The sequence below is a fragment of the Methylocaldum gracile genome (assembly GCF_053646815.1).
The window spans coordinates 2,926,757-2,949,642 of record NZ_CM132196.1; the positions used below are offsets into that span (position 1 = coordinate 2,926,757).

The following is a 22,886-nucleotide window of genomic DNA, read 5'->3' on the forward strand; positions in this document are numbered from 1 at the left end:
GATGGCGAAACCGAAAGTCATTACGCTCGACGGCAACGAGGCGGTGGCCCATGTCGCCTACCGCGTCAACGAAGTGTGCGCCATCTATCCCATCACGCCCTCCTCCACCATGGCGGAACTGGCCGACCAGTGGGCGGCCGAGGGCAAGACCAACATCTTCGGCGAGGTGCCCGTGGTGGTGGAGATGCAAAGCGAGGGCGGCGCCGCCGGGGCCGTGCACGGTGCCCTTCAGACCGGGGCCTTGACCACGACCTTCACCGCTTCGCAGGGTCTCCTCCTGATGATCCCGAACATGTACAAGATCGCCGGCGAACTCACCCCTGCGGTGTTCCATGTCGCCGCGCGCTCCCTGGCGGCGCAGGCCTTGTCCATCTTCGGCGATCATTCCGATGTCGCCGCGGTGCGGGGCACCGGCTTCGCCCAGCTCGCCTCGGGCTCGGTGCAGGAAGCGCACGACTTGGCGCTGATCGCCCAGGCCGCGAGCTTGAACAGCCGGATTCCTTTCCTGCATTTCTTCGACGGCTTCCGAACCTCCCACGAAATCAACAAGATCAGGTTGCTCTCGGACGACGAAATCCGGGCCATGATCGACGAGGAGACGGTCCGCGCGCACCGGGCGCGGGCCCTGAATCCCGATAACCCCTTTATCCGCGGCACCGCGCAGAACCCGGACGTTTATTTCCAGGGGCGCGAGACCGTAAATCCCTACTACGCGCGTTTGCCGAGCCTGGTACAGAAAACCATGGACCGGTTCGGAGAACTGACCGGACGCCGGTATCGCCTGTTCGAATACCACGGCGATCCGGAGGCCGAGCGCGTGGCCGTGATTTTGGGCTCCGGCGCCCACACCCTGCGCCAGACCGCCGATTTTCTGGCCAAGCAGGGCGAGAAGGTAGGCGTGATTCAGGTGCGTCTGTGCCTGCCGTTTTCCGTCGGGCATTTCCTCGCCGCCCTGCCCTCGACGGCCAAAGCCATTGCCGTCCTGGATCGCCTAAAGAGTCCCGGCGCGCTCGGGGAACCCCTGTACACCGACGTGGTCGCGGCGCTGGCGGAAGCGGAGGCCAGCGGTCTCCTTCCGGCCGGGAAACGGCCCGAGATCGTCGGCGGCCGTTACGGGCTTTCCTCCAAGGAGTTCAATCCGGCCATGGCGAAAGCCGTGCTGGACGAGCTGAAGAAGGAAAGACCCAAGAACCACTTCACCGTGGGCATCGTCGACGACGTTTCGCACACCAGCCTGGACGTCGATCCCGGTTTCGACATCGAGCCGGACGGCGTGGTGCGCGCCGTGTTCTTCGGTCTGGGCGCGGACGGCACGGTCGGCGCCAACAAGAACAGCATCAAGATCACCGGCGAATCCACCGATCTCCATGCGCAGGGCTACTTCGTCTACGACTCCAAGAAATCCGGCTCCAGGACCACGTCTCACGTGCGTTTCGGGCCCGAGCCGATCGAATCGCCCTATCTCATCGAATCGGCCAACTTCATAGGCTGCCACCAGTTCAGCTTCATCGAGAAGCTCGACGTGCTGGCCAAGGCCAAGCATGGCGCGGTTCTCCTGCTCAACAGCCCGTACGGCCCGGACGACGTATGGGACCGGCTGCCCTACGAGGTTCAGCGGCAGATCATCGACAAGGCGCTGAAGCTCTATGTGATCGACGCTTCCGGGGTCGCCCTGGAAACCGGCATGGGCGGACGCACCAATACCATCATGCAGACCTGCTTCTTCGCCCTGTCCGGCGTTTTGCCGCGCGATCAGGCGATCGCCAAGATCAAGGAAGCGATCAAGAAGACCTACGGCAAGAAGGGCGAGGAGATCGTGCGGAAGAACTACGAGGCGGTCGATCGAACCCTTTCCGCCCTGCACGAGGTGAAAGTCCCGGACCAGGCGACCGGCACCCTCAAGCGCCAGCCGGTGTTTTCCGAGGAGGCGCCCGATTTCGTGCGCCGGGTCACGGCGATGATGATGGCCGACCGGGGCGACGAACTGCCGGTGAGCCTGATGCCGGCGGACGGCACCTTCCCGTCGGGCACCACCCGGTGGGAGAAGCGGAACATCGCGCAATCCGTGCCCGTGTGGGAGCCCGATATCTGCATCCAGTGCGGCAACTGCGGCTTCGTCTGTCCGCACAGCGTCATCCGCGCCAAGTTCTACCACGAATCCCGGCTCGAGAACGCGCCCGAAACCTTCCTGTCGGCGCCGGTCACCGCCTACGGTTTTCCGGAAACCCGCTATACCTTGCAGGTCTATGTCGAGGATTGCACGGGCTGCGGTCTGTGCGTCGAGGTCTGCCCGGCCAAGAGCCTCACCCGGAGCGGCGTCAAGGCCATCAACATGCGGCCCAATGACCCGATACAGGAACCGCAGAAGGCGAATATCCGCTTCTTCGAAACCATTCCGGTGAACGACCGCGCCCGGGTCGATTTCTCGTCGGTGCGCGGCGCGCAGTTTCTCGAACCCTTGTTCGAATTTCCCGGCGCCTGCGCGGGCTGCGGCGAGACGCCCTACGTTCGGCTGCTGTCGCAACTCTTCGGCGATCGCCTGATCGTCGCCAACGCCACCGGCTGCTCCTCCATTTACGGCGGCAATCTTCCGACCACGCCCTGGACCGTGAATGCCGAAGGAAACGGCCCCGCCTGGTCGAACTCGCTGTTCGAGGACAATGCCGAATTCGGCTTCGGCTTTCGCCTTACCGCCGATCAGCACTTGGCTCTGGCGCAGCGGCTCGCCCGCGAGCTGAAAGATTCGCTAGATCCCGAATTGGTGGACGAAATCCTGGCCGCACCGCAGCTCACCGAGTCGCAGATCCGCGCCCAGCGCGAGCGCGTTGCCAAGCTCAAGGCCATGCTGCTGAAACGGACCGACGACAAGGCGAAGGATCTTCTGTCGGTGGTCGACCAACTGGTGCGGCGCAGTATCTGGACCGTCGGCGGAGACGGCTGGGCTTACGACATCGGCTCGGGGGGCCTCGACCATGTGCTGGCCTCGGGCCGCGACGTCAACGTGCTGGTGCTGGACACCGAGGTGTATTCCAACACCGGCGGGCAGATGTCCAAGGCGACGCCGCTCGGCGCCGTGGCCAAATTCGCGGCGGCCGGCAAGACCGTCGCCAAGAAGGACCTGGCCCTGCAGGCGATCGCCTACGGCAATGTCTATGTGGCGCGCGTCGCCATGGGGGCGAACCCGCAGCAGACCCTGCTCGCCTTCCGCGAGGCGGAAGCCTATCCCGGTCCCTCCCTGATCCTCGCCTACAGCCATTGCATCGCCCACGGCTACAATCTGCAACACGGCATGCGCCAGCAGGATCTGGCCGTCGCCAGCGGCTATTGGCCCTTGATCCGGTACAACCCGGCGCTGCGCCGGTCGGACCGGAATCCGTTCGTGCTGGATTCGCCGCGTCCGCGCATCCGATTCAAGGAGTATGCCTACAACGAGCTGCGCTTTATGATGCTGAGCCATACCAATCCCCGGAACTTCGAACGCTTGATGGAGATGGCGCAGCAGGTAGTCGATCAAAAATGGGACATTTACGAGGAAATGGCCAGCCGCGCCGGCAGCCGCTTTCATCCCGACGCCAGCGTCGACCTTCCGTAACAGGGGAGCCCGCATGGATCTGAAGACACGCTATATGGGACTGGAGCTCGATCATCCCGTGGTCGCCTCGGCCTCGCCGCTTTCCGAGACGCTGGACGGCATTCGCCGGCTGGAGGACGGCGGGGTCTCGGCGGTGGTCCTGTTCTCGCTGTTCGAGGAGCAGATCCGCCAGGAAAGGATGGCGTTCGTTCAGCTGATGGATCACCCGTCGGAAAGTTATGCCGAGTCGCTGAGCTACTTCCCCGACGTGGGCGATTTCCGTGTCGGCCCGGACAGCTATCTGAGCCTGGTGCAGCGCGCCGCCGAGGCCGTGGACATTCCGGTCATCGCCAGCCTCAACTGTGTGACCGGCGAGGGCTGGATCGAATACGCCCGGCAACTGCAGGAGGCCGGCGCCAAAGCCCTGGAGCTCAATATCTACGGCATCGAAGCGAATTTCGATGTCTCGGGGCGTGAGGTCGAGCAGCGCTACCTGGACATCCTGCGGATGGTCAAGCAAGCCGTCTCCATTCCGGTGGCGCTGAAGCTGAGCCCTTTCTTCAGCGCCTTCGGCCATATCGCCCGGCAGTTCGATGCCGAGGGCGCCGATGCCCTGGTCCTGTTCAACCGCTTCTATCAGCCCGATCTCGATATCGTCAACCTGGAGGTCGCTCCGACCCTCTCCCTCAGTCACGCCGGGGAGATTCGCCTGCCCCTGCTCTGGATCGCGCTTCTGCGCGGCCGGCTCAAGGCTTCGCTCGCGGCGACGCGGGGCGTGGAAAGCGCCGTCGAAATCATCAAGTATCTCCTCGCCGGCGCGGACGTGGTGATGGTCGCCTCCGCCCTGCTGCGCAACGGTCCGGACTATGCCGGCACGCTGGTGGACGGTTTGAGGGACTGGATGGACCAGCGCGGGTTTCAATCACTGGAACCCATGCGCGGCATCATGAGCCGCGCCAAAGTAGCGAATCCGGGAGCCTTCGAACGCGCCAATTACATTAAAATACTGGAAAGCTACTGATGGCCTGCGCGGCCTCCAGGTAGACCGAGGGAGCCGAGGCCGGACCAGAAGTAGGTCGGCAATTCTTTGCCGACGCAGACTCAGCAGGTGTCGGCAAAGGATTGCCGACCTACTTCGAGCGCCAATTTCATTTTTCGAACAAGCCAAGATATTTTTAAGGAAGCTCTGAACGAGTGGATTCCGTTCATGCCCCTTCGACAGGCTCAGGAGAGCGTTCGACAAGCCTGTCCCGAGCCGAGTCGAAGGGCCTGTCCTGAGCCAAGTCGAAGGGCCTGTCGAAGGACTTAATCAGAGATTCCTTAAATCGAGCCACAGTATCGGCCACGACCCTCACCGATTCGCAATAGTCATCCCGGCCAACAGCATCGTCTCCGTTCTATCGCACTTCTGCACCGCCGTTTAGGTCTAATGCGTCGAAATGTTTGCTGTGGCGCAAACATTTGAGGAGCGACAGAGTTAGTGTTTGCCGCGGTAGCCGACCCGCATGCCTGTTGCACTCATGGAAAATGGTCCGAATTCGGCCGATACCTCCGGCATGAGAGGAGAAGCACGATTGAATGTTCCTGTGGAGCGTTCGCAGCCGTGGGCATCGCATCAGCCACGGCGCCGTAAGCGGGGGCTGATTCTTATCCTGGGCTTCTGCTGTGGACTATCTGCATGCGCCTATCGCCCGATGCAAGAGATGTCAAATCACTGGCATGGCGAGTGGGGCTGGTTACCGCCTCCGATCAAGGAGCCGATGGAGGAACCGGCGCAAGAGTCGGCGCCTGTTGCGAGCCCACCGATCGCGTCGTTGGAGAAGCACCGATTCTCTGTCGCCAAGGACGAAGGGGTAGTCGGGTCGTTCGGAGTGATTACGCTTCAGCAAGGGGACACGCTTCCCGATATCGCGCGGCACTTCGGATTGGGATACGAAGAGATCGTCGCGGCAAACCCCGAGCTCGATCCGTGGCTACCGGACGCGAGCGGCAGAGCGTTGATCCCGGTGCAGTTCGTACTGCCGCGGGCGCCGCGGCGGGGTCTGGTCATCAATCTCGCCGCCATGCGGCTGTTCTATTTTCCGGCCAAGGGAAACGGCGCCGAGGTTGTCACTTATCCCATAGGTATCGGCCGGGAAGGGCGAGCGACTCCCAGCGGGGCAATGCGAATCGCCCGAAAGATCAAAAACCCGACCTGGTATCCGACAAAGAACATCCGAGACGACCACCTCCGCTGGGGGGATCCCTTGCCGGCCGCAGTGCCGCATGGACCTAACAACCCCCTGGGCAAGTATGCCCTGTACCTGAACCGACAGATGTATCTCATTCACGGCACGAACAAGCCTTATAGCGTCGGGCTTCGAGCCAGCAATGGCTGCATCCGCCTGTATCCGGAGGACGCCAGTAAGCTGTACTCGCAGATTCCACTGAACGAGCCGGTGTATATCGTCAATCAGCCTTATCTCGTGGGCTGGCGTGACGGGGTAGTCTACCTGCAGGCTTACCGGAGCCATGAGGAATTAAACGAAAAATCGCTCAAGAAAACCGTCCGCGCCAATCTTAAAAAGTGGGAGCAGGATCAGAACCAGCCCCTGGATTGGGGAAAGATCGAACGCATTCTCCAAGAAGGACTGGGCATTCCGCTACCGATTGCCGCGGGAACACCGCCTATCGATGCAGTACTCGCGGGGGCGCAGCCTATCGTGCGACCCGACAAGTGGTTCGGACAACCCGAATCGGCGCGGAAAGCCAGCAACGGCTGGTACGTGTCCGCCGCCGTCATGTCCAGCGAAACGGCAGCGCAGCGACTCGCCGCCATACTCAATCATCAGGGTCCTCCGATACCGGCACAAGTTGTTCCGAGCGGCGAACGCCATCAGGTTATAGCGGGGCCGTTCGCCAACGCCAAGGCCGCCAAAACCGCCGTGAAGCGTCTCAAGGTCGATCTGGAACTGGACGGGCGCATCTTGCCGCCAAAAGCGAGCAGGCAGCTAAGTCGCCCGCCAAACCTGCCACCCGGGAAACGTGTTTTCCGAACATATCGGAGCCGGACCGACCAACCTGAAGACGGTACCGGAGGAAACGGCAATCGAGGCGACGAGCGGCTCAGGAGCAGATGACGTCGTGAATGCAATGCTTGAAGACACCGCTTCGGATACGACAGTAGACGAAGCGGTCGCCCGGCGACTCGCATTGGTAACGAACTGATATTGCGCGTGCTTCCGGATACCGAGACTGCCCTGCGCATCCTCTCCGCTTGGCTTGATCCAAATGTCTCAACCCCATTCAGCCCAAGGCCACATCCAGAATCATCATGACAATGAAACCGAGTATGGCCCCCAGCGTGGCGATGTCGGTGTTGCCCCGTTCCCGCGACTCGGGAATTATCGCTTCGAACACCACGTAGATCATGGCCCCGGCCGCGAAGGCAAGCGCATAAGGCATGATGGCCAAGCACGCGGATACGGCGGCGGCGCCTATGACGGCGGCGACCGGTTCGACCACGGCGGACAGCTGCCCGTACCAGAAGCTGCGCAGCCGCGACCAGCCCACGCGGCGCAAGGGCATGGCCACCGCCGCGCCCTCCGGAAAATTCTGCAGACCGATGCCGATCGCCAAGGCAATCGCACCGCCCAGACTGGCCGTATCCAAACCGCAGGCCAAGGCGCCGAAGGCCACGCCCACGGCCAGCCCCTCGGGAATGTTATGCAGGGTGATGCCGAGCACCAGCAGCATAGTACGCCGCCAGGTCGTGACGACCCCCTCCTCCGTCTGCATCGCTGCGCCGAGTTGGAAATGGGGCAACAGCCAGTCGCAAAGACTCAGCGCATAAGCGCCGAGGGCGAATCCCGTTGCCGCCGGAAGCCAGGCAAAACGGCCATAGCCTTCCGATAAATCGAGCGCGGGCGCGAGCAAAGACCAGTAACTCGCGGCCAACATCACTCCCGCCGAGAATCCCAGCATGGCATCAAGCAGCTTTTGGTTCATCCGCTTGGTAAAAAACACCAGGGCGGCGCCGAGCGCGGTCATTCCCCAGGTGAACAACGAGGCGAGAAGGGCTTGCAGAATGTGGGCACGCTCGGCGAACCAGCGGGAAACGGTCGAAAAGTGGGCTTGAACATACATGCCGAAGGCCGATAGGTCGCCGTTCGCGGCAAGGGAGGCAAAATCGCTCGCTGCGTCACTCATCAGCGAAAAGTCTGGAAAGCGCTTCCTGATACTCGTCGCGAGCCTTTCGCCAAGCCGCGTATTTTTCGAGTTCGACCTTCACGAGCTTCAAGATCAGCGCCATGACGGCCACATCGTCCAGATAGCCGACGATAGGGATCACATCCGGGATCAACTCCGCCGGGTTGATCAGATACAGGAGACCGAAGGCCACGGCGGCGATCGCCCAGGCCGCGATATCCCGGTATGTCCCCGATCGGTAATCGCGGATCAATTCCAGGCAGAGCAGGATATCCAGCCAGACCTGATACAGCGCCGGAATCTTCTTGACCTTGTTCTCGATCTCGCGAGCCTTTTCGATGATGCGGTCGAAATGCCGATCCGTGATTTTCCCGCCGTTGCGCTTGAAGAAAGCTTCGTTCAGTTCGTTCCGGTCTTCTTCATCCACGGGTATCCCTCCCTTCCGTCAGCGGCCTAGACCGAGAAAGCGAGCCATTCGGGTCTGAACAGCAGCAGCAAGCCGATGGCGATCAGCACAACGCCGCCGATGGCGTGAGCATACCGCACGTATGTCCCGGTCAGCCCGGTCACCCGCAGGGTCTGCATGGCGACGAAAAACACGAAGAGGTCGTCCAGCATGAACACCAGTATGTAAAGGCCGAGGTAAGCATGGTATTGCCATGTCGGCAGGTTGCTCAGAGCAAGCACCTGGGTATAAATAGCCGGTATTCCGGCGGAACAGATCAGTTCCACCAGGTTCACCGCAAAGGCAAGCAGCATAATGCCCGCCAGCGCGAGCAGGAAGCGCCGCTCGCTGGCCAGGGAACGCAGCCGCTCGAAAACGCGCTTCCGCGATTCGGGTGCGGTCACTTTACAGATAGCCTCGGGATTCACGAAATATTCGCGAAGGTAATAAGTACCGCCGCCCAGCGCCAGCGTTCCCACCAAGATGCGAATCCAGAGCAGCATGCCGAAAAAAAGCAGCAAGTTTAACCAGGCCGCCATGAACAGATAGTAAACCGCAGCCGAGGCGACGATGAATGCGCTGCCCAGCACCCACATCCGAAACCGGTTGCGCAATCCCACCAGCAGACTGATCAGGAAAAGCAAGGTCCACATGGCGCACGGATTGAAGCCGTCCACGGCCGCGAGCATCAAAGTCAGCACGGGAAGAGAGACCTGGCCGATGGTCACTTCTCCGAATATCGGCAATTTCAGAACCTTCGGCGTTTTCTTGACAGGCTGCGGAAGATCTTCGGCCGGTGTCTCCGGTATGCCGGTCAACAGCGGCCATACGAGATCCCTGCAAACGACTTCCTGACAGGCCTTTGCGGCCGACTGGATCTCCGCTCCGGTCGTCGAGTCGTCATCGTACCCTTCGAAGTATGTCTTACCAACCACGGTCAGAGGCACCCCCGGGCGCTCGATTCCGAATTGCCTGACCAGCGCAGAAAAGACATCGTAGTTCCCGGTATAACGGCTGATTTCCAGATAATGAACACGAACTCTCGCCTCTTCGCCTTCCCATCGTCTGAGGAAATCCATTGCGCGTTCACAATGCGGACAGCCGTCCTTCCAGAAAAAGTAAACATCGACTTTACGTTCTTCCGATTCGGCACCGTTCGCATACCCAACCGCGCCGAGCAGCGAGAAAACAATCAGAAAAAGTAGCCACACCGAGTTCCTGCTGGGTCGCACCACCGATCAACCTCCTACAACAGCTTCGACTTCTCGACTCCCTGAACTATACGACGAGTTCACGGACTGGCGCGAATAAATCAAGGCTTGCACACTTGCTCAGAAGGATGACATCGCGGTTGCCCGATTTCTGAAATAGCGAAAGCGGTTATAGCCAAGAAAAGCCGAATGTTCGCCATGCGCCGTCAGAAAGAGGTCGGTCGTCATTCGAGCATCCGCACGCACCTCCATGGGGTTCCATTTCGAAACGGAGTTTTGTGTGTATTTGCATGGGATGGATTCTTGACTCGACGATGATTACAAATGAGAATTCTTCTCATTACGAAAAACAAAAGGGATGATCATGAAGGTCAAAACATGGGGCACCGTATTCACGCTCCTTGCCATTCAGGCCGCAGCCGACGATCAAGCCTTGCCCGGAGGCCAGTGGCTCACGCCGAAGGCCAAACTGGGCCGGGAGTTGTTCTTCGACGCCAGTCTCTCCTCGCCGGCCGGGCAATCCTGCGCCAGCTGCCATGAGCCCAAACGCGCATTCACCGACCCGGACAAGAGGATTCCCACCTCCGAGGGCGTGATTTCGGGACGGTTCGGCAGCCGTAACACTCCCACCGTCATGTATGCCGCATTCAGCCCGGCATTCCACTACGACGAACAGGAGGGGCTGTTCGTAGGCGGCCAATTCCGGGACGGCCGCGCCGCGACTCTGGAAGAACAGGCGAAACAGCCGTTCCTGAATCCGGTCGAAATGGCCAATCCGAGTCGAACTGCCGTGGTGGAAAAGGTACGTCAGGCCTCGTATGCCCGGTTGTTCGAAGAAGTGTATGGACGGGGTGCCCTGGATGACACCGAACGGGCCTACGATCTCATCGCCGACGCGATCGCCGCATTCGAGAATATCCGTGCATTCAACCGCTTCAGCTCGAAATACGACGCGTATCTGGCCGGAAAGGTCAAATTGCGCCCGCGGGAGCTCAGGGGGCTCAAGGTGTACGAGGATCCCGCCAAGGGCAATTGCGCCGCCTGCCATCCCAACCGGCCGTCGGAGGAGGATTCCCCGCCGTTGTTCACGGATTTCACCTATGACAACCTGGGCGTTCCAAAGAATCCGGACAATCCCTTCTACGCCTTGCCGCCCGAGTTCAATTCCGCCGGCCGCGACTTCGCGGACCGGGGCCTGGGCGCCAGCGTCGGCAGCGTTGCCGAGGACGGGAAGTTCAAGGTCCCGACCCTTCGCAATATCGCGATAACCGGTCCCTACATGCACAACGGTTATTTCCAGACCTTGCGTGGCGTGGTCGAGTTCTACAACAACCGGGACGTCAAGCCCGCCTGCCGGGACGCCATGCCCCGTGAGCGCGATGCCCTCAAGCAAGGTTGCTGGCCCGCCCCCGAGATAGCGGACAATGTCAACCATGACGAACTGGGCAACCTGGGACTGACCGAACGGGAAATGGACGACCTCGTTGCCTTCTTGAACACCCTGACCGACGGATATCGCCCGCTCCAATGGAGGCGTGGCAAGTAGCGCGTTTTTCACCACGGTTTAGCGGTACGGGAAGCGCGTAGGTCGGCAATCCCTTGCCGACAACGTTCCTTGCCGACCCGGTTCGTCGGCAAAGGATTGCCGACCACCCTGCCGCCCCGTATGTCGGGAATCCTTTCCCGACGCCGTGCTCCGACCGAGCGTCTTCGTCGGCAAGGGATTGCCGACCTACACCTTGGGGAAGCGCTACAGAAAACCGGAAAATGCTCTAACCCGTTCCACCGGTGATGTTACTGGGACAGCATTTCTCCCACGCATTAAAACCGCCCACGAGATCGATCGTATTATCGAATCCCTGATCTTCCAGCAAGCTGGTGGCGATGGACGAGCGGTAGCCGGTGCCGCAATGGACCACGATGGGCCTGTCGCGGGGCAGTTCGCCGCTCCGTTCCGCGAGCCGGTTTAACGGGATATTGAGGCTTTCGCCGATGCGTTTCTGCTGCCATTCGTTTTCGGTACGCACATCGAGAACCAGGGGCGGCTGCGCCGAGGCCAGCTTTTCCGCCAGGGTCGGGGCTGCGATCCGGTCGGTCCGCCGGATGAGATCCGGCCGCTGCTCCAGCGCTTCCATGCCCCCTTCGAGATAACCCGCGACATTGTCGAAACCTATTCGGCCGAGACGCATCGCGGCTTCCTGCTCGCGGCCGGGTTCGGCGATGAGCACGATGGGCCTAGTGCGATCGAGCAATGTGCCCGCCCAAGTGGCATAAGGGCCGCCGAGGCCGATGTTCACGCTGCCCGCCAGGTGCGCCCCTGCGAAATCCGCCGTCTCGCGCACGTCCAGAAGCTGCGCCCCGGCCTGTTTCATCGTGAGCACCGCGTCGAGCGAGAGCGGTTTCAGCCCGGTCGCCAGGGTTTCTTCGAGGGTTGCGCGCTCCTTGCGGTTGAGTACCGCGTCATGGGAAAAATATTTCGGCGCTTCCGGCTGGCCCGCCGTGACCAGGCGAATGAAGTCTTCCTTGCTCATGGGTTTGAGCGCGTAGTTGTACCGGCGCTGCGTTCCCATGGTGGAGAACAGGTCGGTGCTGAGACTTTTCCCGCACATGGACCCCGCGCCGTGAGCCGGGTAAACCAAGGTTTCGTCCGGCAGGGGCAACAGCTTTTCGTGCAGAGACTCGTAAAGCATCGCGGCCAGGTCTTCGGCCGAAACGCCGAACGAGGCCAAAAGGTCGGGGCGTCCCACGTCCCCGATGAACAGCGTATCGCCCGTCAGCACGGCATAGGGAATCTCCTTGCTCTTGACCTGATCGTAAACCACGATCGAGATACCTTCGGGGGTATGGCCGGGTGTTTCCAGGATCTTCAGGCGGACCTGACCGAATTCGAGCGTATCGCCGTCGGGATGCGGAATGAACGCATATTCGGCATCCGCCCTCGCCCCCAAATGGATCTTGGCGCCGACACGATCCCGCAGTTCCAGGTGTCCCGCAATGAAATCGGCGTGAAAGTGGGTCAGGAACACATGGCGAATCTCGAAACCTTCCCGGCGCGCCTCTTCCAGATATTGCTCGATGTCGCGCTGGGGATCGACGACGAGCGCGGTTTTCGTCTCTTCATCGCCGATGAGATAAGAGGCGTGGGCGAGACAGCCGAGATAGAACTGCTTGAAGAACATGGAGACCTCCTCTTGAGTTGGCGTGCTGCATCTGGTTGGACACCACCCGTCGACGCAATGATCCCCCATCGGCCTTTCGGTTGCGCATGCCCTTTGACTGAGAGTCGTGGTTTTCATGAGTCGTCGGAAGCTTTTTGGCAATAAGCCGGGCTTTCCCGATCCCCCTCTAACGCGGCCTTTTTCGCCAGCCTCGAGATGATGCAATCGCATAACCGTTACGCAATTTCCTTCCTGAAATCGAGTCTAATTGCTACCCCAATGCGAAGCTTTCGGCCCGTTACCGCCGGGTTTACTCCGGCATTGTCGGCCGCCGCCTTGGTCGGCTAGTCCAACATCCCTAATCAGAACTGGAGCAAGAATCATGCGACGCATCTATTTCTTGGTACCGAACATCGAAATTACCAAAAAGATTGTGGACGAGTTGTTGCTGGCGCGGATCGAGGAACGCCACATCCACGTACTGGCCAAACGCGGCACGCCTTTGGAAGATCTGCCCGAAGCCACTTTCCTGCAAAAGACCGACTTCCTTCCGGCCCTGGAACAGGGCGTCGCACTCGGCGGCGCGACGGGACTCTTGGCCGGGCTGGTGGCGATCGCCTTGCCCACGGGACTGGTTCTGGGCGGTGGAGCGCTGTTTGCGATTACCTTGGCCGGCGCGGGGGTCGGAGGATTGATGTCGAGCATGGTCGGCAGCAGCATCGGTAACCGGCGGATCGATCAATTCCAGGAGGCCATGGAAAAAGGCGAATTCCTGCTGATGATCGACGTGCCCCGCGATCGCGTAGAAGAAATCGAGGCCATCATCAAGAAACACCATCCCGAGGCCGAGTGCGAAGGCACCGACCCGCATACCTTCCCCTAGGGCTTTGCGGTCGGAATATGCGATGGTCTGGCCACTCAGCACCCGCCACTTTAGGAAATGTTCATGAATTCGAGCTTGAAGGACCGCCTGACCGAAGCGCTCGATGACGAATACAAGGCGCTCGCCGCTTATCGAAAAGTCATCGAAAAGTTCGGTCCGATACGTCCCTTCGTTAACATCGTCGAAGCCGAGGCGCGGCATGCCGCTGCCCTGCTCTCGCTGTTCGAACGCTATGGCATACCCGTGCCGGAAGACCGCTGGCCTGAGCGCGTGACAGCGCCGGATACGGTTGAAGAGGCCTGCCGCAGCGCGGTCGAGGCCGAGATAGACAATATGGCGATGTACGACCGCCTGCTTGCCGCTACCCCGGAACCGGATGTTCGCCGGGTTTTGGAAAACCTTCGGTCCGCCTCCCGCGATCGTCATTTACGCGCCTTCGAACGTTGCCTTCATTAAGGCGAAGGTAAAGCATTACCTCCGATCAAATCAGAACGAGACCGCTATTCAGGAGACTAGGAATGGACGTGCAAATCATTGAAAAGGACGGCGCGAAATGGGCGATGATTCCATATGACGACTATCTGTCCCTCGTGGAACTGGCCGAATTGGCGACGGACATGGCGTCCGACGTCAAAACCGAGGAACGGCTTGTGCCGGGCGAAGAACAACTTCCGGACGACTTGAAGGCGCGCCTTTTGGCCGGAGAGAACGCCATCCGGATCTGGCGCGAGTTCCGCGGGCTGACGCTGGAGGAACTGGCCGAGCGGGCTGGCATAACGGAATCGTTCGTTGCCCTTGTCGACCGGGGACGGCCGACATGCCGAATCGACAAGCTCAAGCGTATTGCCGAAGTGTTAGGCGTGCACCTGGAAAATATCCTTCGCACGGTATAGTCAAGGCCTCCACCATGCGAAGCGGATGCGGTCGTTTGACGCATCGGCAATTTGAAGGTCTACCGCGCGAGCTCGAGCACTGCGGCATGGACTCCCGCTACCACTTGGGCCATTCTCCGGTAGTCCAGCGTGTCGGGCGTGTCGGTGGCGGCATGATAGTTCGGATTACGATAGAAAGCCGTATCGGTGATCATTACGGCCGGATAGCCTGCTTCCCAATAATTGAGATGGTCCGAGAAGTCGACGCCCGGGAGAAAGCGCGGAGCATTGATCGAATGCACCGGCAAGCTTGAGGCGTTGGACATCGCCTTCTTGATACTTCGCACCAGCCGTCCCTCCCCTATCCTTCCCACGACGGCGATGAAGTTTCCGGTGGTCGGATAGAAAAGCGAAAGTCCCGGCGCGGGAAATGACTGGCTGTCTTTCGCATCGGTGAAATAGCCGATCATTTCGAGCGCAAGCATCGCGCGTACGTTCGCCCCCTTCGCCTTGAGCGACTGGGCATGCACGGCACTCCCCATGTGCTCGCTCCTGAAAAATGGCGGTTCCTCCAGGGTATAGGCTACGAGATCCACCCGGATTGCGAGATCGGCTTTGCCCAGTAGTCCCGCCAGTTCGATCAATCCGGCGACGCCGCTCGCGTTATCGTCGGCTCCGGGATAGGGACCGGCCGTATCGTAATGTGCGCCGACGACGATCCGCTCCTCGGACGGCGGGCCAAAACTAGCCATGATATTGCGGTAAGTCGTTCGGCCGACCCGGAACGGCTGGTCCGCGGTTTTGCCCTGCGCTTGCTCGAACGCCGAACGGATATACGATGCCGCGCGATCGAGATTATCCGGATGACCGGCATTCCTTGGCCCTAGCATCTCCGACAAGGTTCGGACATCGGCTTCCAGGCGCCCGGGATCGATGGTAGGCGGCGCGGCCTCGTCCGTGCCGGCAAACGAGGGCTCCGCCAGACAGAACCGGAGTGCAATCACCAGAAAGCATGCCCAGGCTAGTACGATTGCTCCGCAAACCGACATGGGCGAACGATTTCGGACATCCATGCAATACACTCCAGACAACCGTGGAACTGCACGGCTCCAATTCCGCTTTCAAGACAGGCATACTGAAAACCCGCGCGGCGAGGGTCAACAGTAACCATTGGATCGCCGCCGAGTCTTTCCGTTCGGCATCGCCGGGACTCCGCGAGCGGTCGAATACCTTGCCGAGGAATCCCACCGAGATTTTGTCTAAGCCTTCGTCGAACTCTCGAAAAACCAGTCGCCTAGCGCTTTGACAGAAAGAGGACGGCTGAAGAAAAAGCCTTGAGCTTGATCGCAACCTTCATCCCGCAGAAAGGCCAATTGCTGCTCCGTTTCGACGCCTTCGGCGATAACCGTCAGTCGAAGGCTGTGGCCCAGGCTGATCACTGCGCGGGTTATCGCAAGATCATCCTGATCATCGATGATGTCGCGCACGAAGGACTGATCGATCTTCAGCTTGTCGATCGGGAATCGCTTGAGATAACTGAGGCTTGAATAGCCCGTCCCAAAATCGTCGATAGCCAACTTTACGCCCATGTCCTTGAGCTTGTGCAAGCGTTTCTGAATCGATCCCTCTCCTTGCATGACGATTCCCTCGGTCAACTCGAGTTCAAGATACTCGGGCTCCATACCCGTTTCTCCCAACACCCGTGCGACGAGGTCTTCGAATCGCTGAACGAATTGTGGCGAGGCAATGTTGACGGCAACCGGAACCTTGGCGAAACCGAGGGATTGCAAGTACACGTTTTGGCGGCAGGCCTCGCGGATCACCCATTCCCCGATCGGAACGATGAGGCCGCTTTCTTCGGCGATGGGAATAAACCGGCCCGGCGCTACCCGGCCCCATTCCGGATGCTGCCAGCGGATCAAGGCCTCGAGGCCTACCAATCCGTGCGTCTCGATATCGTACTGAGGCTGATACTCCAGCAAGAATTCGTCACGTTCCAGAGCCTGCCGCAGACCGCTTTCGATCGTAAGCCGCTCCAGCACGGCGGAATTCATGCTTTCGGTAAAGAATTGATAAGTATTGCGTCCTTTTTCTTTAGCGTGATACATGGCGGTATCGGCATGTTTGACCAAGGATTCCACGTCGCCGCCGTCCTGCGGATACATGCTGATGCCGATGCTCGGCGTGATGCTCAGCCGGTAATCCTCGATGACATAAGGCTGCGCGACCACGCTCAGAATCCTTTCGGCGGTCTGAGCGGCCGAGTCGCCCCCCGTTTCCGGGAGCAGTACGACGAATTCGTCGCCTCCCAGCCGGGACACGGTGTCCGTATCCCGCAGGCATCCCCGCAAGCGGCCCGCAATGCTCCGCAATAGCCCGTCGCCGACATGATGTCCCAGGGAATCGTTGACCGTTTTGAATCGGTCGAGATCCAGAAACAGCAGGGCCGTTTCTTTCTTGTCACGGGCTGAAAGCGCTAAGGCCTGCGCAGCCCTGTCCATCAACAAGGCACGGTTCGGAAGCCCTGTTAGCGCATCGTAAAAAGCGAGACGCTGGATCCGGTCCTCGACCCGACTGCGCTCGATGGCGATCGCAGCGGTATGAATCGCCGTCTCTACCAGCCTGGCGTGTTTGTCCGAAGGCCGCTGCGGTTCGCGATAGTAAACGGCAAAGGTACCGATGACGTTTTGCCTCGCGTCGAAAATGGGTGTCGACCAACAGGCGCGAAGTCCGTACTGCTCGGCGAGATCGCGAAAGGCGGCCCAACGGGGATCCGTCCGAATATCGCTGGTAATTACCGTTTGCCGGTGAAATGCCGCAGTGCCGCAAGATCCCACGGAAGGTCCGATGGCGATACCGTCTATTTGCCGGTTGTAATCGTCGGGAATACTCGGGGCGGCCCCATGCCGCAAATGAACGCCGTCCTTATCCAGGAGAAGCACCGAGCAGAGTATTTTGTCATCCTGCTGTTCGATCGTACGCGCCAGTGCAGCCAGGGTATGCTCGAGGGGCGCTCCGTTGGCGATCATCTCCAGCATGTCTCTCTGGCCGCGCAACAAGGCCTCGGTACGTTTGCGCTCGTTTTGTTCGATCACGAGAGCGGCGAGATTGGCCACGGCAATGGCGAAAAAGCGTTCTTCCGCAGACCAGCTGAGCGTTTCGCCGGTGTGCTCGCAGCATAGGACGCCCTCGACGCGCCCGAAGACGTGTATCGGCACATCGAGCATCGAGCTGATCCGTAAAGGACGCAGGTACACAGCGGAAAACTCGGCGGTAGAAGGATGATGACACGCATCGTTCGCCACGATGGCTTCCTCGGTTTCAAGTCCCTTGAAATAGCTCGGAAAATCCTCCTGGCGTAATGTCATCCCGGAACTGTGCCGTTGCCGGGAGCGCTCGTAGAGATCCATGCATTCGATGGCGAGCCGGTCTTCGGTAAACCGCCATACACTGATGCGCTCGATGTCCAACTCCGTCGCGGTGGTTCGAGTCAGCAGGCGAATCGCCTCGAGGGCATCCTCAGCCGAAAAAATTTCGCTACGCGTTAGCGAGGCCAGCGCGCGTTGTTGCTCCAGCAAGGAGTTGCGGTTTCGCCGAAGCCGTTCCTCCGATTGCATTAGTGTATCTACCTTCATCCACCACCCCGTTGAGAACGACTCGCATCGGTCGCGTTCAAAGCCCAATGCCTTGAAAACCGTTTCGGCAGTACGCTACCGATCTCGCATAGGCCGTTCCGAATCGCTGCATTCGTTATGGCCGATCGGGCCGCAGCTAACCGCGATCGACTGTATAGGAGCTAAGTATGGGACATTTTCATCGGGTTAACGGTACGCCCCTCAATTCTAAGGCGAGTATCGTAAAGGTGAGCGCCTGGCACGGTCCAGCGAACAACCGCCAATCTTTCGACGCCCGTCTGTCGTTAAACCCGGAGACGGCCGTCGGACGGGTCTTTGCGTTGCCGTTCTGGGGAGCAATGAGCCGGCCGAGGAGTCAAAGGGCAAAGTCTGCCGTGAGCGGTCATTGATAAAACACAAGGATCTCCGCATTGTGAAGTGCAACCATCGTTCGTCTCGACCGCCACACGCCTGAAAAATGCAAGCGCATTCGACATTGCAACGCCTAAAGCCCGGTAGAACCGTTACGCTGGTCGGCACGCTCGGAATCGTGTTCGGCGACATCGGCACCAGTCCGCTTTATGCCATGCGCGTCGCCTTCAGCGGACCTCACGCCATTGCGCCCAGCGAGACCAATATACTCGGCGTGCTGTCACTTATTTTCTGGTCGCTGATCGTGATCGTCTGCCTGAAATATGCCGCGATCATGCTGCGGGCCGACAACCGAGGCGAAGGCGGAATCATGGCCTTGGTATCGCTTGCGTCTCGCGCTGCGATCGATTCACCCCGCCGGCGACGCGTAATCGTTCTGATCGGTCTCATCGGCGCCGCCTTATTTTATGGCGACGGCATTCTCACACCCGCAGTTACGGTTACGAGCGCCGTCGAAGGCCTGGCGGTCGTGGCTCCGAAACTCAACGAATTTGTCGTGCCGGTGACCCTGGCGATCCTGACCCTTTTATTTCTTCTCCAACGCAAGGGTACGAGTCGTGTCGGCCGGCTGTTCGGCCCGATCATGCTCCTATGGTTTTTTTGCCTCGGAATCCTCGGTGCGCGCAGCATTCTCGCTACCCCGCAGGTATTGGTAGCAGCGAATCCGTGGTACGGCGCTCGTTTTTTGATCGAAGAGGAATGGTATTCGCTGGTGGTCCTGGGCGCGGTTGTCTTGGTGGTGACCGGAGCCGAAGCTCTTTATGCGGATATCGGCCATTTCGGCGTTCGGCCGATTCGCATGGCCTGGTTTGCCGTGGCTCTTCCGGCCCTGTTGCTGAACTACTTTGGCCAAGGCGCATTGCTGCTGCGCGAATCGGAGGCTACCCAAAATCCGTTCTACCTTCTAGCACCGGAATGGGGAGCCCTCCCGCTGCTCATATTGGCGACGATTACGACGGTGATTGCCTCCCAAGCCGTAATTTCCGGGGTATTCTCGACGACGTTGCAGGCGATCCAGCTTGGTTACTTGCCGCGGGTGCGTATTTATCACACGTCGCTGTTTTTCCCCGGCCAAATCTACCTGCCGACCGTCAATTGGCTTTTATTGGCCGCAGTCTTTACCCTGGTCGTGCAATTCGAATCGTCCCAACGATTGGCCGCCGCTTACGGCATCGCCGTTACCGGCACGATGGTCATCACGAGCCTGTTGGCTTTCTTCGTATTCAAAAGGCTCTGGCAATGGAGATGGATGACCAGCCTGGCGGTCGTAGGCTGCTTCTTGATTATCGACACCGCCTTCCTTATGGCCAATAGCTTGAAATTCACCCAAGGCGGGTGGATTCCCCTTGGGGTTGGCGTTGTCCTGTTTACCGTGATGACCACCTGGCAACAAGGACGCACGTTGCTCGGAAAACGCTTGAACGAAAGAGCGATATCGTTCGAAACCTTGCTCATGCGTTTTCACGCAGAACCGCCGCGGCGTATTCCCGGAACCGCCATTTATCTCACAGCCGGCCGCCGGGGTGTCCCTCAGTCCCTCTTGAACAATCTGGCGATCAACAAGATTCTGCACGAACGGGTGATCGTGCTGACCGTAATCGTCAAAGACGTGCCCTGGGTGCCTCGCTCCGAACGCATCAAAATCAGGCACTTCGGCGACGAGTTATACCGAGTCAAGATTTACTTCGGTTTCAATCAGGAGCCCAATGTGCCGGACGCCCTGGCCTTGTGCAAAGAACGGGACCTCGAGATCGATTTGGCCAATGCCTCGTTTTTCTTCAGCCGGGAAGCCGTCATTTCGACGCCCCGCCCGGGTATGGCTCTCTGGCGCGAGCGCCTCTTTATCCGCCTGGCGCGCAATACCGAGAGCGCCATGGACTTTTTCAGAATACCTCCGGACCGTGTGATCGAACTCGGGACCGTGGTTGAAATCTAACTGGCTCCGCTTCGTAAACTGAAATCGTTCGCAATGGCTTTGAATTTTTCTCTTCTACTAAGTGACAGCGTACCTCACGATAGGAGCTCGACGTGTATTCGCCAGAATATGGACGGCAAATGAACGTATCGTCCCTCACCATCCTGATCCGCCGATGGCACTTGATCGTCGTATCCGCGATAGTGCTGCCGCTTGCGGCCTGCACCAGCATTCGGTTCGGTTATAACCATGCGGATACCTTGCTGATCTTCCGGCTTGATGAGTATTTCGATCTGGAAAAGACGCAGAAAACCTTGGCTAAAGATCGAATCAACGCGTTACTGGCCTGGCATCGCGCGACGCAATTGCATGCTTATTCGGCGTTACTCGACGACATTCGGACGAAAGCAAAGGGGCCGATGACGCCATCCGAGGTTACTGATTTTCAACAGAGGATCAACCGACGCCTGGAAATACTCGGCGAGCGGGCCGCCCCGGAAATCGCCAGGCTCGCACTGACGCTCAAGCCTAATCAGATCGCGCAGGTACAGCGCGAACTCAGCGATGACAATGCACAATTCCGAAAGAAATACGGTTATCTGCATAACAGCGCGGACAATGCCCCCGGAGCCAAGGCGAAGCTTTTTATCAAGCGTGCCGAGTTTTGGCTCGGGAAACTCACCGACGAACAACGAACCATCATCCGAAACGCCATAGCCGGACGCGACAACGGCAACTACACCTGGGCAGACGAGCGCGAAGCACGGCAGCGCGATTTTCTAGCCCTGCTTTCGAAAATCCAGGAACGGAAGCCGGAGGAGCGAGTCGCAACGGACTGGATTCGCACCTATTTCGCCGAACTGGCCGACCAAACAGACCCCCAGCGTCGCGTCTATATTCAGACCCTACGTCAGTCGAATGCGGAGTTGATCGCCAAAGTAATTACGTCCGCAACGCCCGAACAGCGAGCTGCCCTGGACGAGAAATTACAAGGCTATGCCGCCGACCTTGCCGCCTTGGCCGGAGAAGATCGCAGGTTTGGACAGTGGACTTTTCCATCGCGCCCGAACGAAAAATTAAGAGGGCCAGAAACGAAGAGCTTCCGAAGTTCTCCTTAGCGTCGTTTTTCGCTCTGCCCATGGCCTAACCGTGGGGCGGAATTGTTCGTTTTTTGTCTCGAAAAACAACAAACGATAAGTATCCGGCCCGTCCAAGTACCGATCGCAAGATCTCGAAATCCACAGAAATTCACGGCTATCGCGATCTTGGTCTTCATAGCCGGCAGCCTGCCGGTCAGTGAACCAGTGTGCCTTTTCGGTGTCGGGAAGGAGAAGCGATTCAAGAAATTCTATGGAGCATGCGATTATGGTCCGATTAAGCTTCGAATCCGTCATTCCGGAACATGCTGTTACTTTGGGTCCGGCCCCGTATTTTCGAATCAGCGGTCATGTGATTCGCCAAGGTCCGGACAACGAAATCGTGGGGCGCTATCAAAACCACTTCTGGGAGATTCAGGGCAATTTATTTTCCCGATGCGACTGCCGGACCGGCGCCTCGATTCATTTTGAGGACACCTTTGGCGGCGGGTCCGAACGTTTCGGTCCTTTCGAGCATTTCTTCATATCCGACGGAAGCGTCTACACGGATCACGAACCGTTCGCCCGGTTCCTCGAAGAGGAGCGATGTTGGCAGCACGGCGACACGAACGTTTGCTGGCCGGTTCTTGTCATATGCTGACTGCCGAACCGGGCCGACTCCGATCTTCGCGACATAAGCGGTTTTGGATAAAGCGATGCCATCGCGGTATCCTTGACCTATTATCGTTCGGTGGCGAAGAGCGCTGCACCCCGAGGATTCGATCTTGTCAGGCAACTACACTGCCAGACGTCCCCCAAGCCTCGCCTCCTCGTCCAAATCTCGTGCAGCGCATCGGGCCTCACCCCACCAGGCGGTTTTCCCCAACGAAACGTTGCAGCCCGGTTGGACTTCGTATGGAACCATGTCAGGCCTATCCGGACGGCACCAAAGGAGAAGCATTATGTTGAGAGTGTATGCCGGCAATCTCCCCCCGGATATGACGGAACAGGAGTTTACCGAACTATTTGCGGCCTATGGACGAGTACGCTCGATCGAATTGGCTCGCGATATCTTTTCGGGACGTTGCCGCGGCTTCGGCTTCGTCGAGATGGAGGGTCATGAGGCGCGTGCGGCGATCGCCGGATTGAACGGCCGCAATCTGCGGGGCAACACGCTACGCGTTAACGAAGAGCGGCCGCGCGGCCGGCGCGGCGGCGGTGGCCGCCGACGTTAGCTGGAAAAACTCTGCTAACTCGAATGTCCCCCAACTTTCCGCATACTCGAGCTACAATGATTTTATCCACGTAGCCGAATTTCGATCCGCAATCGCGGGTCGTTTGAGTTCTCGGCGAAAAGCGTTTCTTCCGAAAAAAATTCTTGAGCCGGCTTGGGGGGCTCGTCGATGACTCGCAGACTGATCCAGTGTCTTCTGATGGTTGTGCCTGTTCTCATGGCAGGCGGCTGTTCCGGTCCTTCCACGATGCAAAAACATCATCGGATTCACCATGGAAGCCTTCACC

17 protein-coding genes are annotated in these 22,886 nt (G+C 59.3%); 11 read left to right on the top strand and 6 right to left on the bottom strand.

Annotated elements, in window-relative coordinates:
- Position 1: 1 nt before the first annotated feature.
- The 3 genes from nifJ (at position 2) to ACWJJK_RS12860 (ending at position 6,690) form a co-directional block, all read left to right on the top strand.
- On the top strand, positions 2–3,592 hold the full coding sequence (gene nifJ / locus ACWJJK_RS12850; protein ID WP_454128146.1) for a pyruvate:ferredoxin (flavodoxin) oxidoreductase: 3,591 nt from the start codon (positions 2–4) through the stop codon (positions 3,590–3,592).
- A 13-nt stretch (positions 3,593–3,605) separates the two neighbouring features.
- Complete coding sequence (locus ACWJJK_RS12855; protein WP_156880992.1) at positions 3,606–4,592, top strand: dihydroorotate dehydrogenase-like protein; 987 nt, start codon at positions 3,606–3,608, stop codon at positions 4,590–4,592.
- Between the two features lie 682 nt (positions 4,593–5,274).
- Positions 5,275–6,690: a L,D-transpeptidase family protein gene (locus ACWJJK_RS12860; protein WP_454128147.1), complete on the top strand. Its 1,416-nt coding sequence runs from the start codon at positions 5,275–5,277 to the stop codon at positions 6,688–6,690.
- Between the two features lie 166 nt (positions 6,691–6,856).
- On the opposite strand, the gene ACWJJK_RS12865 is transcribed toward ACWJJK_RS12860, so the two are convergent.
- From ACWJJK_RS12865 to ACWJJK_RS12875, 3 genes are read right to left on the bottom strand one after another with little or no spacing between them, the layout of a single operon-like run.
- Positions 6,857–7,759, bottom strand: coding sequence for a ZIP family metal transporter (locus tag ACWJJK_RS12865; protein ID WP_156880993.1), 903 nt, complete (start codon positions 7,757–7,759; stop codon positions 6,857–6,859).
- The gene (locus ACWJJK_RS12870) at positions 7,752–8,186 is read right to left on the bottom strand and encodes a DUF1232 domain-containing protein (RefSeq protein ID WP_156880994.1); all 435 of its coding nucleotides are present in this window, start codon (positions 8,184–8,186) and stop codon (positions 7,752–7,754) included. Before ACWJJK_RS12870 ends, ACWJJK_RS12865 begins: the two co-directional genes overlap by 8 nt.
- 26 nt (positions 8,187–8,212) lie before the next feature.
- Positions 8,213–9,415, bottom strand: a complete 1,203-nt coding sequence (locus ACWJJK_RS12875) for a thioredoxin domain-containing protein (protein ID WP_156880995.1) — start codon at positions 9,413–9,415, stop codon at positions 8,213–8,215.
- 364 nt (positions 9,416–9,779) lie between these two features.
- Here ACWJJK_RS12875 and ACWJJK_RS12880 point away from each other — a divergent pair, with 364 nt between their 5' ends.
- Positions 9,780–10,961, top strand: a complete 1,182-nt coding sequence (locus ACWJJK_RS12880) for a cytochrome-c peroxidase (RefSeq protein WP_454128149.1) — start codon at positions 9,780–9,782, stop codon at positions 10,959–10,961.
- Positions 10,962–11,187: 226 nt separating this feature from the next.
- Here the strand turns inward: ACWJJK_RS12880 and ACWJJK_RS12885 are convergent, their stop codons facing one another.
- On the bottom strand, positions 11,188–12,594 hold the full coding sequence (locus ACWJJK_RS12885) for an MBL fold metallo-hydrolase (RefSeq protein WP_156880997.1): 1,407 nt from the start codon (positions 12,592–12,594) through the stop codon (positions 11,188–11,190).
- A gap of 361 nt (positions 12,595–12,955) precedes the next feature.
- Between ACWJJK_RS12885 and ACWJJK_RS12890 the strand changes: the two genes are divergently transcribed.
- The 3 genes from ACWJJK_RS12890 (at position 12,956) to ACWJJK_RS12900 (ending at position 14,349) form a co-directional block, all read left to right on the top strand.
- Entirely contained in the window at positions 12,956–13,456 is a 501-nt protein-coding gene (locus ACWJJK_RS12890) for a DUF1269 domain-containing protein (RefSeq protein WP_086135571.1), read from the top strand.
- A gap of 63 nt (positions 13,457–13,519) precedes the next feature.
- Complete coding sequence (locus tag ACWJJK_RS12895; RefSeq protein ID WP_156880998.1) at positions 13,520–13,912, top strand: ferritin-like domain-containing protein; 393 nt, start codon at positions 13,520–13,522, stop codon at positions 13,910–13,912.
- A gap of 62 nt (positions 13,913–13,974) precedes the next feature.
- The gene (locus ACWJJK_RS12900) at positions 13,975–14,349 is read left to right on the top strand and encodes a helix-turn-helix domain-containing protein (RefSeq protein WP_133717290.1); all 375 of its coding nucleotides are present in this window, start codon (positions 13,975–13,977) and stop codon (positions 14,347–14,349) included.
- A gap of 59 nt (positions 14,350–14,408) precedes the next feature.
- Here the strand turns inward: ACWJJK_RS12900 and ACWJJK_RS12905 are convergent, their stop codons facing one another.
- Positions 14,409–15,401 carry a M28 family peptidase gene (locus tag ACWJJK_RS12905; protein ID WP_156880999.1) on the bottom strand — a complete coding sequence of 331 codons (993 nt, stop codon included), beginning with the start codon at positions 15,399–15,401 and terminating at the stop codon, positions 14,409–14,411.
- Between the two features lie 186 nt (positions 15,402–15,587).
- Positions 15,588–17,963, bottom strand: a complete 2,376-nt coding sequence (locus ACWJJK_RS12910) for a sensor domain-containing phosphodiesterase (RefSeq protein WP_077730150.1) — start codon at positions 17,961–17,963, stop codon at positions 15,588–15,590.
- Positions 17,964–18,420: 457 nt separating this feature from the next.
- Here ACWJJK_RS12910 and ACWJJK_RS12915 point away from each other — a divergent pair, with 457 nt between their 5' ends.
- The 4 genes from ACWJJK_RS12915 to ACWJJK_RS12930 all read left to right on the top strand — a co-directional run bounded on the left by ACWJJK_RS12915 (position 18,421) and on the right by ACWJJK_RS12930 (position 22,600).
- Positions 18,421–20,310 (top strand): potassium transporter Kup, encoded by a 1,890-nt coding sequence (locus ACWJJK_RS12915; protein WP_077730149.1) that lies wholly within the window; start codon positions 18,421–18,423, stop codon positions 20,308–20,310.
- A 119-nt stretch (positions 20,311–20,429) separates the two neighbouring features.
- Positions 20,430–21,407 (top strand): DUF6279 family lipoprotein, encoded by a 978-nt coding sequence (locus ACWJJK_RS12920; protein WP_156881000.1) that lies wholly within the window; start codon positions 20,430–20,432, stop codon positions 21,405–21,407.
- A gap of 247 nt (positions 21,408–21,654) precedes the next feature.
- On the top strand, positions 21,655–22,026 hold the full coding sequence (locus ACWJJK_RS12925; RefSeq protein ID WP_139841173.1) for a hypothetical protein: 372 nt from the start codon (positions 21,655–21,657) through the stop codon (positions 22,024–22,026).
- A gap of 301 nt (positions 22,027–22,327) precedes the next feature.
- Positions 22,328–22,600 (top strand): RNA recognition motif domain-containing protein, encoded by a 273-nt coding sequence (locus tag ACWJJK_RS12930; RefSeq protein ID WP_077730146.1) that lies wholly within the window; start codon positions 22,328–22,330, stop codon positions 22,598–22,600.
- Positions 22,601–22,886 lie beyond the last annotated feature (286 nt).

Excerpts from the sequence above, each read along its gene's own strand:
- nifJ (WP_454128146.1), top strand. The coding sequence starts at position 2 with ATGGCGAAACCGAAAGTCATTACGCTCGACGGCAACGAGGCGGTGGCC.
- ACWJJK_RS12855 (WP_156880992.1), top strand. The coding sequence starts at position 3,606 with ATGGATCTGAAGACACGCTATATGGGACTGGAGCTCGATCATCCCGTG.
- ACWJJK_RS12860 (WP_454128147.1), top strand. The coding sequence starts at position 5,275 with ATGTCAAATCACTGGCATGGCGAGTGGGGCTGGTTACCGCCTCCGATC.
- ACWJJK_RS12865 (WP_156880993.1), bottom strand. The coding sequence starts at position 7,759 with ATGAGTGACGCAGCGAGCGATTTTGCCTCCCTTGCCGCGAACGGCGAC.
- ACWJJK_RS12880 (WP_454128149.1), top strand. The coding sequence starts at position 9,780 with ATGAAGGTCAAAACATGGGGCACCGTATTCACGCTCCTTGCCATTCAG.
- ACWJJK_RS12885 (WP_156880997.1), bottom strand. The coding sequence starts at position 12,594 with ATGTTCTTCAAGCAGTTCTATCTCGGCTGTCTCGCCCACGCCTCTTAT.
- ACWJJK_RS12890 (WP_086135571.1), top strand. The coding sequence starts at position 12,956 with ATGCGACGCATCTATTTCTTGGTACCGAACATCGAAATTACCAAAAAG.
- ACWJJK_RS12895 (WP_156880998.1), top strand. The coding sequence starts at position 13,520 with ATGAATTCGAGCTTGAAGGACCGCCTGACCGAAGCGCTCGATGACGAA.
- ACWJJK_RS12900 (WP_133717290.1), top strand. The coding sequence starts at position 13,975 with ATGGACGTGCAAATCATTGAAAAGGACGGCGCGAAATGGGCGATGATT.
- ACWJJK_RS12905 (WP_156880999.1), bottom strand. The coding sequence starts at position 15,401 with ATGGATGTCCGAAATCGTTCGCCCATGTCGGTTTGCGGAGCAATCGTA.
- ACWJJK_RS12910 (WP_077730150.1), bottom strand. The coding sequence starts at position 17,963 with ATGAAGGTAGATACACTAATGCAATCGGAGGAACGGCTTCGGCGAAAC.
- ACWJJK_RS12915 (WP_077730149.1), top strand. The coding sequence starts at position 18,421 with ATGCAAGCGCATTCGACATTGCAACGCCTAAAGCCCGGTAGAACCGTT.
- ACWJJK_RS12920 (WP_156881000.1), top strand. The coding sequence starts at position 20,430 with ATGAACGTATCGTCCCTCACCATCCTGATCCGCCGATGGCACTTGATC.
- ACWJJK_RS12925 (WP_139841173.1), top strand. The coding sequence starts at position 21,655 with ATGGTCCGATTAAGCTTCGAATCCGTCATTCCGGAACATGCTGTTACT.
- ACWJJK_RS12930 (WP_077730146.1), top strand. The coding sequence starts at position 22,328 with ATGTTGAGAGTGTATGCCGGCAATCTCCCCCCGGATATGACGGAACAG.